General features: G+C 57.5%; 13 protein-coding genes. 2 read left to right on the plus strand and 11 right to left on the minus strand.

Going from position 1 to position 10,676, the window contains the following annotated elements:
• The first annotated feature begins 6 nt into the window (after positions 1-6).
• A complete protein-coding gene (locus tag QSV46_RS31125) occupies positions 7-639 on the plus strand; it encodes a CpaD family pilus assembly lipoprotein (protein WP_314960647.1) in 633 nt (210 codons plus the stop codon).
• Between the two features lie 159 nt (positions 640-798).
• On the opposite strand, the gene QSV46_RS31130 is transcribed toward QSV46_RS31125, so the two are convergent.
• The 11 genes from QSV46_RS31130 to QSV46_RS31180 all read right to left on the minus strand — a co-directional run bounded on the left by QSV46_RS31130 (position 799) and on the right by QSV46_RS31180 (position 9,350).
• The gene (locus QSV46_RS31130; protein ID WP_314960769.1) at positions 799-1,836 is read right to left on the minus strand and encodes an EscU/YscU/HrcU family type III secretion system export apparatus switch protein; all 1,038 of its coding nucleotides are present in this window, start codon (positions 1,834-1,836) and stop codon (positions 799-801) included.
• The gene (gene sctT / locus QSV46_RS31135; protein ID WP_314960649.1) at positions 1,833-2,648 is read right to left on the minus strand and encodes a type III secretion system export apparatus subunit SctT; all 816 of its coding nucleotides are present in this window, start codon (positions 2,646-2,648) and stop codon (positions 1,833-1,835) included. The genes QSV46_RS31130 and sctT overlap by 4 nt, the downstream gene beginning before the upstream one ends.
• A gap of 158 nt (positions 2,649-2,806) precedes the next feature.
• Positions 2,807-3,082: an EscS/YscS/HrcS family type III secretion system export apparatus protein gene (locus tag QSV46_RS31140; protein ID WP_275173712.1), complete on the minus strand. Its 276-nt coding sequence runs from the start codon at positions 3,080-3,082 to the stop codon at positions 2,807-2,809.
• Between the two features lies 1 nt (position 3,083).
• Positions 3,084-3,749: a type III secretion system export apparatus subunit SctR gene (gene sctR / locus QSV46_RS31145; RefSeq protein WP_314960652.1), complete on the minus strand. Its 666-nt coding sequence runs from the start codon at positions 3,747-3,749 to the stop codon at positions 3,084-3,086.
• Positions 3,742-4,854, minus strand: coding sequence for a type III secretion system cytoplasmic ring protein SctQ (gene sctQ / locus QSV46_RS31150; protein ID WP_314960654.1), 1,113 nt, complete (start codon positions 4,852-4,854; stop codon positions 3,742-3,744). Before sctQ ends, sctR begins: the two co-directional genes overlap by 8 nt.
• Positions 4,854-5,390, minus strand: coding sequence for a hypothetical protein (locus tag QSV46_RS31155; RefSeq protein ID WP_314960656.1), 537 nt, complete (start codon positions 5,388-5,390; stop codon positions 4,854-4,856). Before QSV46_RS31155 ends, sctQ begins: the two co-directional genes overlap by 1 nt.
• The gene (gene sctN / locus QSV46_RS31160) at positions 5,366-6,721 is read right to left on the minus strand and encodes a type III secretion system ATPase SctN (protein WP_314960658.1); all 1,356 of its coding nucleotides are present in this window, start codon (positions 6,719-6,721) and stop codon (positions 5,366-5,368) included. Before sctN ends, QSV46_RS31155 begins: the two co-directional genes overlap by 25 nt.
• Positions 6,718-7,341, minus strand: a complete 624-nt coding sequence (sctL, locus tag QSV46_RS31165) for a type III secretion system stator protein SctL (protein WP_314960660.1) — start codon at positions 7,339-7,341, stop codon at positions 6,718-6,720. Before sctL ends, sctN begins: the two co-directional genes overlap by 4 nt.
• The gene (locus QSV46_RS31170; protein ID WP_314960662.1) at positions 7,338-7,991 is read right to left on the minus strand and encodes a nodulation protein NolU; all 654 of its coding nucleotides are present in this window, start codon (positions 7,989-7,991) and stop codon (positions 7,338-7,340) included. Before QSV46_RS31170 ends, sctL begins: the two co-directional genes overlap by 4 nt.
• Before the next feature lie 6 nt (positions 7,992-7,997).
• Positions 7,998-8,849 (minus strand): type III secretion system inner membrane ring lipoprotein SctJ, encoded by an 852-nt coding sequence (gene sctJ, locus QSV46_RS31175; protein WP_314960663.1) that lies wholly within the window; start codon positions 8,847-8,849, stop codon positions 7,998-8,000.
• A 9-nt stretch (positions 8,850-8,858) separates the two neighbouring features.
• On the minus strand, positions 8,859-9,350 hold the full coding sequence (locus QSV46_RS31180; RefSeq protein ID WP_314960664.1) for a nodulation protein NolB: 492 nt from the start codon (positions 9,348-9,350) through the stop codon (positions 8,859-8,861).
• A gap of 207 nt (positions 9,351-9,557) precedes the next feature.
• Between QSV46_RS31180 and QSV46_RS31185 the strand changes: the two genes are divergently transcribed.
• A complete protein-coding gene (locus tag QSV46_RS31185) occupies positions 9,558-10,190 on the plus strand; it encodes a nodulation protein NolW (protein WP_314960666.1) in 633 nt (210 codons plus the stop codon).
• Positions 10,191-10,676: the final 486 nt, after the last annotated feature.

The raw sequence follows: 10,676 nt of genomic DNA on the forward strand, positions 1-10,676 counted from the left end.
CAGCGCATGAGCTTGCGACACCTGTATTGCTTGATCGCTATTTCGGCGAGCGTAGGTGGATGCACCAACGGTTCTGCGATCTACTCGGAGCGAGCTGACCGAGCGATCCGGATAGAGCAGAAGACAAGCGTCTTGCTGCTACAGGGCGTTCGTCGCGTCGAGAGATCTCGTCTGCGGGACTTCGTTGCGAGCGCCAGTCGCGGTCGGCGGGATGCACTCCATCTCGATGTCACGGGCTCACCCAGGCTGATTGCGCAAGTGGCCCATGATGCCCGCGCGATGGGTGTTTCCCCTTGGAATATCCGCCTGTCCGATTCCGCCATCAGTCTGCCCGCCCATTTCGGGGTAAGGATCGAGGCGACTATCTACGAAGCACATCCTCCCATCTGTCCACCGCTTTCGATCGTTGGCCCTTCGGTAGACGACAACTCTTTCAATCCAACGCTTGGCTGCTCCATCCAGAACAACCTGGGAGTCATGGTCAACGATCCCGGCGACTTTCTGGGCAATGAAGCTGTCGTGCCAACCAGTGGCGATCGTGCGGTGCTTCCCTCTCCCGCCCGCAGGACCATCACGCCGACCGACCACAGCAACTTGGAACATGGAACTCAGAACAGAGTTCTTTCGGAAGGTTCATGAGCGGCTCGTCAATCCTAAGCAGCATATAGCGCTATGTTGGCTCATAATTCTGGTCAGTCGGTCAGCGATAAGCAGACGCCCCTGCAAACAATGTTCGCTTTCCTTCGTGATCGCGCCGTTTGCAGATCCGGTAGTGCAATTTGGGCCGTGCGCGCGAAGCTAGACCAGGCCTACGGCAAAGAGCGCCTTTGCAACCCTCTCGAAGCAGTCGATCGGTACAGCCTTCCCCAACGCTGCCTTTTGGATCAGCTGACGCGTCAACATATCGTCCTGGACGATGCTGAGATGCAGCGCCCGCGCCTGACCAAGCAGACGTGAAGCAAGTTCGCCCTCACCGCGGCTGACCAAGACCGGAACTCCGGTCTCACCACGAACATAGCGCAGCCCAATCAACATTGCGGGGCCGGTCAGGATCAATGTGGCCCGATGAATACCGAGTGGCGACTCGTTCGCCGACTCGCGCCGGTGCCGACGGTGTTCATTCTTTATGTGAGGATTGCCTTCCTGTTCCTTGGACTCGCGCTTCGCTTCGCTCTGCGTCATGCGCATATCGCGCAAGAAAAGCCAGCGCTGAAGTAATAGATCAATCAAACCGCCGATCAGAAAGGCGCCGGCCGCAATCTCGATCAGAACTTTGAGCTGGTAAAAGACAAACCCGAAGCAAGCCAAACCGCAGACGGGCAAGTACACCAGCGCTTTCCAACTTGCGACCACAACAACAAGAAGGGTTCCACCGAGAAGCGATACTTTGATTAGCGACTTGCCGAGCTCGACAAGTGATCGCTGAGAGACAATCTTTTTCAGCCCTTTGACGGGATCCAACTTCTCAAGGCCTGGTTTCAGCGGCTCCATAGAAAATGTCGGCCCAGCGCTCGCCAGGACACTGCCCAGGATAGCCGCAATCACCACCGCTCCGATGATTGGGGCAACTGCCGCAATAGAAATTTCGATCAATCCGACCAGCGCCTGCCGGACCGCACTGTTGAAGGGCTGCGCCTGCAGCTTATGGATTAGCCGTACCGCTTCTTGCCAGCCGTTTTCAATCTGGCCCGCTCTAACGTATAGGCAGCCGAAACCTGCGCAAACGCTGACGCCGGTGACAAAGTCGGCGCTGCGCGGACTCTGTCCTTTCTTACGCGCGTCCCGTAGCTTCTTGGGGGTTGGGGGAAGCTTCTTCTCTTCGCTCGCACCGTTCATTTCAAGAACTTCGCGAGCCACTCCAGCACGCCGTTGAACTGGATGATCTCCGCGCCCATGTATTCGATGAGATAGACGGTGTAACTGACCATGATGATGCCAAAAGCGACGTTCTTGATGGTCGGGGAGTGATCGTTCAGCTTGATTTGCTGCGCAAAGCGCCCGAGCAACATGAGCGATACCTCGACCAAGAGCAGCAGAGCCGTGACAGGCCCAGAGACCAGCAGGGTCGTATGCATGATATGGTCGAGGAGCGCTACAAATTCCATTGCCCCTTTCAGGGTGAGGTTAGGAAGTAGCTGATATATGGGCCAGATGAGATAACTGTCATAAAGGCATCTGACCATCGTCTGCAGACCTCCAGACACAACGAAAATCGTAACCGCAGCAGTCCCAAGAAAAAGACCTGTCGCCGAGACTTGGCTGCGGGTCGCAGGATCGTCCACCTGGCTCGAAACACCTCGCTGGGTGTCTATGATCTCGCCAACCGCCTGGATGCTCCATAGTGGTATACCGAGCAACATGCCGAACAGCAGGCCGATGAATATCTCCTTCAGACCAATGAACGCGACGACGATCATACGGGTGCCTGGATCTAGCGTCTGCAGGCCATCCTTGATATGCGCCAAGCATGGCAGTCCGATCACGAGCGCCAAGCTTCCGCGGATCATCCCGCTCATGTGCGGTCGCGTAAATACGGGAAGCACTAACGTAATGCCTAGGGTGCGGGCCGCACCTAGGCCGGCCGCAACAACGAAGTCCATAGCAGTCTGGATCAGAGTTTGCGTCTCGGTGGGTAACAAACCATGCATTTGAGATCTGCTAGTCGCTCGCTTCAGCCAATGGAACAGGCCCCGCTCGCCTGCCCCGATGTTAGAAGTCGAGAGTGCCGCAAATAATCGACTGGGTTGGCCCCCATCGACGGCAGCTGGCGGTACTGTCGCAGAGACTTTGCCCTGCCTTCCACTAGCTAATACTTCGCTGTGAGAGTGGGGAACTCAGCGAAAATATGCTGGGCTTGTTCAATAAGCGGGGCGCTCAGCACTGGAGAAAATAGAACTAGCACGGCGACGACGACGGCGAGCTTCACGGTGAGCGGTAAGGTTTGATCCTGGACCTGCGTTGCCGCCTGGATGATGCCAACGCCCAGTCCGGCCACGAGGGCTGAGAGGAGCGGTGGCAGAACCCAGATCATGAATAGGACAAGCGATCGGCTGAGGTGAGTGAGTATGTTGGCTTCGTCCACCTTAAGCTCCTGGCGTTGCGTAACTTAAGACTAATCCGTGCATGAGCAGCGACCAGCCATCGATCGTGACGAATAGAAAGAGCTTGAAAGGAACAGATATTAGTGTTGGTGAGACCATGGACATGCCCATGGCCATCAAGATCGTCGTTACAATCAGATCGATCGTGATGAATGGAAGATATAGAAGGAAGCCGATTTCAAACGCACGCTTTAACTCCGAGATCAGAAAGGAGGGTACAAGAATCGCAAAATCATTAGCCGTAACGTTGCCGCGCATCTCCTCAGACCAGACCCGTTCTGTCGACGACAGGAAGAATGTACGCTGCTCCTCGTTGGTGAATTTCTTCAGATGAGCGCGTAGTGGTTCGCTGCCTTCCTTGGCGGCGGTCACCCAGTCATCGAGCGTTTCGTAGCGAAGTTGCCGCTCGGTGACGCGGTTGTAGGTCTGCTCAAACACTGGCGCGCCAATGAATACCGTGAGGATCAATGCAGCGCCATACAAAACGATGTTCGGGGGTATGGATTGGGTGCCGAGCGCGTTGCGAACCAGGAAGAGAACGACGGAAACCTTTATGAACGCCGTTGTTGTGACGACTGCCAAAGCCAGAAGGCCGAGGCCCACCGTGACCGCAAGAAGCGCAACGATACTTGGTGGAAAGTCAATCATTGACCGCCAACCTGCCACGCAACCTGATGGCCAGTTCTTCACCGACCCGAACGACGTCGCCACAGCCGATCAATTGGCCATTGGCAAGAATGTCGACCGGGCTGTCAAAGCGGCGACCAAGTTCGAACACATGCCCTTCGTTGATGCTTCTCAACGTGCCCAACGGGATAGACCAGCGGCCGCATTCGAACACAAGCGTGATCTCAACACTGTCGATGTCGGCTTCTGAGGGAGGGATCAGTTGCTGCGCTTGGCGTTTTGTCATCATATGTGCACGCTTTAGAGGGTGGGGTTGCAGGCGGAACGGTCCCCGCAGCACCAGTGTGTCACCGGTGACCTGTGCCGGAGCCCATAACCTGTCCGCTGTGAGGATGACCTCGCCGCCGGCAAGGGGAATGACGTCCGGCAACAGTGCGTCGCCCACCTGTGCTTGACGAATCAGTGCGACGGACACGCGCAGCGAGCCAATCTCCGTTGCAACAACGACAGGCAATTCCGGAGAAAGCACGCGCGTCTCGCGCGGCAATTCGCGGACCAGCTCGCCTAAGATTCGGAAGGCGGACGGAACCGGACCGTCCAGGGACGGGAATAGGAATAGGCGAGCCTTGCCCGCGAGCGGCCCGTGGGCGATCTCGAGTTCCAGATAAGGGCCGTGCGCGCTTGCTTCATCGATCCGGGCAAGTTGCAAATCCCGCGCTAGCAGCGCTTCCAGTGGACAGAGCAAGGATTCGAGCGCAAGTTCGAGAAGGAGCGAACGGGTAGGCTCGGAAGGTAAAGTGAGGCCAGGCTGCACCGTCGCAATCAGTGTCTCCACAAGCGGGCGAGGCAAGGACAATACAGCCGTTTCACCTCCGACGCGAAATACGCAGTCAAGCATGGCCATGGCCGATGGTTCCGCCTGCCAGACAAGCCGGTTCATACGGATGAATAGCGGCTTTTCGCCAAGGCGGCTCCGCAGAACGATGCGCGGCGCGGCGATCTCATTGAGCCACGAGACCACACCGTGGGACAGGAGTAGAGAGGGCTCGAACTCTGCGAGTCCACCCGGGGTATCTACCGAAGTGATTTCTACACGACCACATTGTCCCGCCAGAGAGCCAGCCATCAAATTGAAACGCCTACCGCTTGGCTATGCGAAGCACCCTGATACCGGAGCAACTGATCATCGTCCGTTTCGATTTCGGCTGCGAACTCCAGACCAGAATCGGTCGTGCGCTGAACATCGCGCTCGATCTGTCGCCATTTGTGGCTCGCCGCCGCACGCTTGGCCCAGAGAGCCCGGGCCTCAACAACCGCCGTCTGCGCCTGCTCTTGAGCGATGCGCGCCTGCCCAAGCGCCTCCCGCCTCGATGCGATCTCGGCTGTGAACCGTCCAATGACCAGATGGCAGCGACGGTCGAGTTCCGTGCCGGACATCGCACTGAGAGATGCCATTTCCTGGTAGAGTTGATCTTCGACGCTTGCGCGGTGTTTCTCGGCGCTTGCAAGATCGCTGGAAGCTCGCTCCACCGCTTCAAACGCAATGCGGCGCTTGGCTTCGATATTGGACAGCTCACGAAGCTCGCTTCGCTCTCTTATGTCCTTTACGAGCCGCAATTTCGACGCTTCGACCGGTTTCAGGCCGTCAGACGCGACATCCATGTCACGGTCTCCTCAAAATTGGAAGGCTCGTCCTGGCCCTGGCACACGAATTTCCGCAACTGCTCGATTGAGGCGATTGCCCGGTCAGTTAGGGGATCGCTACCCGGCTTGTATTCACCGACCTTGATCAAGAACTCCGCCTCGTTGTAGCGCGAAAGCAGTTCACGGAAGAAAGATGCCGCCTTTCGGTGTGACGCAGAGACGACCGCATCCATAACGCGACTTCGGCTCGACAGCACGTCGATGGCGGGGAAATGTTCACGCGACGCGAGCGCGCGTGAAAGAATGATATGACCATCGAGGATACCGCGCGATTCTTCAGCGATTGGATCGCCCGTGCCATCACCTTCAACAAGCACGGTATAGAACGCCGTGATCGAGCCGTGCTCACCCATACCGGCACGCTCCAATAGACCAGGCAGAAGCGCAAACACGGACGGAGGAAATCCGCGCCGCGTCGGAGGTTCTCCTGCGGCAAGGCCTATTTCGCGCATTGCGCGGCTAAAGCGCGTCAATGAATCCATGATCAGTACGACGCGCAGCCCTTGATCACGAAAGTACTCCGCGAGTGTAGTCGCCATATGAGCACATTGCACCCGCTCCATTGCCGAGCGGTCGGAGGTCTCAACGACCACAATCGTACGATCGAGAGCCTCTCCGATATGACGCTCGATGAATTCACGTACCTCACGTCCACGCTCTCCCACAAGCGCAACGACGGTCACGTCGGCGGCCGCGCCCCTTACAATTTGCGACATCAGGGTCGACTTGCCGCAACCGGCATCTCCATAGATTCCGATCCGCTGGCCTTCGCCGCACGTCAGAAGTCCATCCAGCACGCGAACGCCGAGCGGAAACGGCCGCTCGATGCCACGCCGCTTCATTGGATTGGGCGCCCTGCCGCGGAGCGGGCGAGTGTGGGCCGCTTTTATTGGGCCCTTGCCGTCGAGCGGACGGCCGGCACTGTCAATCACGCGGCCAAGCAAATCGGGTCCAACTGAAACTTCACGAATTCGCCCGGTCGGAACCACTTCCGCGCGGTTAGACAGGCCTGTCGTGTCGCCGATCGGCGTCAGCAACACCCCGTTCGGCAGCAGACCGATGACCTCGGCCTCAAGTGACCATCCAGTGCCATGATCCTGCAACACACAAAGTTCCCCAACACGTGCCCCTGGCAATACGGCATGAAGCAACGTGCCGATCGCCCGTGTGATCCGTCCGCGCACTGCGCGCGTATCGATCTGCTTTGCTGTAGATTTCACAGATGACAACTCGGCGCGCACAGCCGCTTCGACAAGCCCATCATCATAGGATCGTCGTAGCGTGGTCACGGCTGGCGTTCCTGAGAAGACGGGGCAAGGCCAACACGTAAGATACGCAGCTGCGCGGCAAGCCCTAGATCGACATTGCCAAACTCGCTCCACAAAACGCATTGATCCGGCGTCAGAGCCGGGTCCGGGTCAATTGTAAATTTCGGCCGACCATTCCTTCCGTCGAACGCTGCGAACTCGCGGATCAGTGCATCGGCGTTCACAGGCGACGCATGAAGACATACTTCCGCACTGCCATATGTTCGATCGATCGCATGACGAACCGTCCTCACCAAGATCTCGCCGGGATCGAAGGAGCCCAGCACGTCGTCCAAGATATCGAGGACGAGCTGCGGCAACTCATGTTCCAGCACAGCTTTTCGGCGTGCGAGCTCGCAAGTAGCCCGGGCAACCAGCTGCGCCATTTCGTCCGAACCTGTCTTCAGACCCTCGGAGTGGCCACGCGCCCGCTCGCGCTCATAGGCTTTTCTTGCCCAGCTGCGAACCTGGCGCAGATACCGCTCCGCTAGCGCCCGGGTCCTTAGTGCATCAAACCAGATCCCGAGTTCCGCGGCTGGTATAAGTGGGCCGACCAGACGAATCTGCGGGTCTGCTGGCAATGCTTGATCGTTGTCGGTCATGCCGTTGGTGCCTCCGTGGCCAGATGGGCCATCACCAAAGACAGCAATTGGCCTGCCGCCCTGTGGTGTTCGGTGGCTGGAGCTTCCGCCGCCGTCCCCACAGGTAAGCGGAGAAGAACGCGCTTACGGTCAAGTTCTGAAGCTTCATCGAGCCAAGCACCAAGACAGGCATATCCGTCGTGTTCAATTCCTTGCGAAAGTCGTTCCGGATCGAGAATCGATGTAGTAGCGACTGCGCTGGACAAATTTCGGATACCGAAAGCATGTGCTTCCGCACCGACATTTCCGATCAGAGTTTCCATTTCACGCCTTGACACGAGCTTCAGCAATGAACGGGCATGCCAGACACTGCCAGCGAGCAGGGCGGCGCGATGCGGATCATGGCCGAGCAGAACGCCCCTGCCCCAGTTACTTCCGTTCCAGGCCCCTTCATTGCCTACCGCCAATTCGGCCAGTCTTTCCTGAAGCCTGACACTCCTCTGCAACCGCAGCACCGTGGGCGTTGACAGCAGCGCATCAAGACGGGCGGCAAAACGGCTCGGATGCATCACCGCAGCAAGTTCGCGCAGGCGATCGGAATGCGGATGAGGAGAATGATTTGGCTCGTTGGATGGCATCGATACCCACACTGCATTCCGTCTATTTTGCATCAGAGCTCAATTCTTTGCCGACGGCTTGGGCCGCGGGTACATGGTCGAAGATCCGCCGAGATTTGCAAGTTTCCGCGATGATCGACCGAACTGACGCATCCGTGTGCTCAGCAACATGTAAGATAGAACACCCAGCGCGGCACCCGCACCTCCGACCCCGATCGCAAACAAGGGGCGCGACATGAACTTGGCCGGTTGAGCCGAAGCAGCTGCTGACGCTGACGACAGCTCATGCTGAGCCCCCTCAACCGGCACCAACACGACCGCTACCTTGTCATATGATAGCCCTTCGATGCTGTTGGCGACGAGCATCTTGATCTGCGGTAGCAAGGCTGAGAGCCTCACATTGGAGCCATGTCGGATGAAAACCGACGCCGAGGACGGGGTTGCATCCTGTCGCAAAAGGTCATTCTTCGGCAGAACAACATGGACACGGGCGGAGAGTACCCCATCGATATCGTTGATCGTGCGCGACAACTCTTCACTTAGGGCGTAAACGTACCGGGCGCGCTCTTCAACCGGAGAGGCAACAAGACCAGATCCCTTGAACACCTCCCCGAGGTTCTTGAAAGTCTGGCGCGGCAAGCCCTCGCCATTCAGCAGGTCGATCGAGAAGGCTAGCTGCCTTTCTTCCACCTGAATCGTGCTGGTCCCATCCTTGGCGACAATGCGGACGGCATCGACACCCTTTCTGAGGAGAAGCGCAAGCATTTCGTTGGCTTCACGCTCTTGTACCTTGGTATAGACATCTGCCTTGCAACCGGCCAGAGAGAGCAAGACCGGCAACGCCACAAGAATATGAAACCGCCTTCCCACGCTCGCGGGACGACCGATCTTTCTATGCGGTAAAACGCTCATCAACGGCTGTCAGCCCGCCGAGAGCAGCTTGTTCAGAGACGAGCTGGCAGCGCCAGTACACTTGGAGATGAGCGAAACGTAAGTGACGCTATTGTAAACATCCCGCAGATTCGCCAACGTCGATTCGAAATGGTCTGCACCTTCCAGGTTTCCGACCGGGTGCACCTCGAATTCGTGAGAGCGCAAGATGGGTTGCGCTGCCGGTCCATTCGCAGGAGTCGGCTCGCCGCCGACCGCCGAAGGAAATGATATGCCTCGATGCATTGCAGCAAGATTTTGAAGGATACGATCGCCAAGGGGGCTTACCTGCGTGCCTGCACGCTGAGCCTCCGACACTGGCGGAGCCAACGTGCTATCGATCATCGAAGAGGCAGCATCTTGATTTGAACCCACCTGGGCAAGACTCTCGTGAAACTGAGCCCGCGTCGATGAACAAGCCTCGGATAGACATTCGAGCGGACCGGCGGAGATCGGCGTAACGCCAAGCATCATGGACGACATCGTTGCTCTCACGTCATGAGATTAGCCGTTCGACACCGTGAACGGCCAAGCACCCCTAGCGAAGCGAGCTGACCAGAAGCTGACGAGTATCAGGAGCACCGTCATCTAACGATCAAGCCTGGCCTACACCTTTGTGACGAATTTCGGTGCTTGTTCGCTAGCGGAAGAATACTAGGAGTGCTCATCAGAGCCAGGAGGCTGCACATCTTGAAGAACCTCTTATATATCGGAGCTTTTATTCTCCTGGGGCTCGTTAGAGCGCTCGGCGCTCCCCTGCCGCTGCCATCGGCACCTTATAGCTACACGGTTCTGGACCAGGACCTTGCTGCTGCACTGCAGGAGTTTGGCAACAATTTAAATATCCGAATCAATGTTAGCACCGAGGTAAAGGGGCGGATTCGCGGGCGAATGCCGGATCTCGCGCCGCGAGAATTCCTCGAACGCTTAAGCAAGCTCTACAATCTTCAATGGTATTACGATGGATTGGTGCTTTATTTGTCTAATGCGCACGAGGCGCAAAGCCGCTTGCTCGTCCTGACTCCAATCACCTTCGAAGCATTCAAGGCCGCACTCGATGCTCTCAACATCTCGGATGAGCGCTATTTTGTGAGACCTGCAGCAGGAGATGGCCCAGTCTTCGTTTCTGGTCCGCCTCGGTTTATCGCGCTTGTGGACCAAACGCTCAAAAGCCTGCTGGCGGAGGCACAGGCGCAGCGAAACCCTACGATTGTCGAAAGGCCGCCGCAGCAATCGGTTTTGATGATGTTTCGGGGGTCGTCGAGCATGGTCATTCGTGATGGACGACCGGAGAGCCCTCTTTTGCCCGAGGCGTCGCACTAACACAGCGCGGTTCACGCGGCTGGTCCAGCCCGGAGATGAGTTGATGCAGCGAGCGGCTTACAGCAACGCAACGCGGAGTCTGTGTGTGCTCTATCGGCTTTCGAGAGGCAGTGCTATCAGCTTGAATGCGACTGGCTGGACCGGGATGCCCCGGAGCGTCGCGATCGACGTACAGGTCAGGCCACGGACGCACGAAGCCGAAGCGTGGGCAGCATCATTCTTAACCGTAAGTTCGAGTTTAGCTCGCTGCGGGGGGCCTCCGAACAGCTCTCCCAAGTTCGCGATGCAAAGCACTTTCCTCGAACAAGGGTTCGAGCCGCCTCCCACTTTCGAACAAGGAATGGATGGACTTTGATCCAATCAGCCGAGCAGATTTAGCTCAGAATCTCACCCACATCGCGGGCAGATCAGGGAAGAGCTGATCGCACTGCAAGCCGCTCGACTTCAACCATCATTTAATTTAGCGGGTGCTCGAAGCTCGACCTT

Origin of the sequence: Bradyrhizobium cosmicum (genome assembly GCF_032290525.1) — a bacterium.
Taxonomy (GTDB): Bacteria; Pseudomonadota; Alphaproteobacteria; order Rhizobiales; family Xanthobacteraceae; genus Bradyrhizobium; species Bradyrhizobium cosmicum_A.

What these genes read in the sequence shown, in the direction of transcription:
- sctR (WP_314960652.1), bottom strand. Translation starts at nt 3,749, where the DNA reads ATGATTGACTTTCCACCAAGTATCGTTGCGCTTCTTGCGGTCACGGTG.
- sctQ (WP_314960654.1), bottom strand. Translation starts at nt 4,854, where the DNA reads ATGGCTGGCTCTCTGGCGGGACAATGTGGTCGTGTAGAAATCACTTCG.
- sctL (WP_314960660.1), bottom strand. Translation starts at nt 7,341, where the DNA reads ATGACCGACAACGATCAAGCATTGCCAGCAGACCCGCAGATTCGTCTG.
- QSV46_RS31155 (WP_314960656.1), bottom strand. Translation starts at nt 5,390, where the DNA reads ATGGATGTCGCGTCTGACGGCCTGAAACCGGTCGAAGCGTCGAAATTG.
- QSV46_RS31180 (WP_314960664.1), bottom strand. Translation starts at nt 9,350, where the DNA reads ATGTCGTCCATGATGCTTGGCGTTACGCCGATCTCCGCCGGTCCGCTC.
- sctJ (WP_314960663.1), bottom strand. Translation starts at nt 8,849, where the DNA reads ATGAGCGTTTTACCGCATAGAAAGATCGGTCGTCCCGCGAGCGTGGGA.
- sctT (WP_314960649.1), bottom strand. Translation starts at nt 2,648, where the DNA reads ATGCATGGTTTGTTACCCACCGAGACGCAAACTCTGATCCAGACTGCT.
- QSV46_RS31130 (WP_314960769.1), bottom strand. Translation starts at nt 1,836, where the DNA reads ATGAACGGTGCGAGCGAAGAGAAGAAGCTTCCCCCAACCCCCAAGAAG.
- QSV46_RS31125 (WP_314960647.1), top strand. Translation starts at nt 7, where the DNA reads ATGAGCTTGCGACACCTGTATTGCTTGATCGCTATTTCGGCGAGCGTA.
- QSV46_RS31170 (WP_314960662.1), bottom strand. Translation starts at nt 7,991, where the DNA reads ATGCAAAATAGACGGAATGCAGTGTGGGTATCGATGCCATCCAACGAG.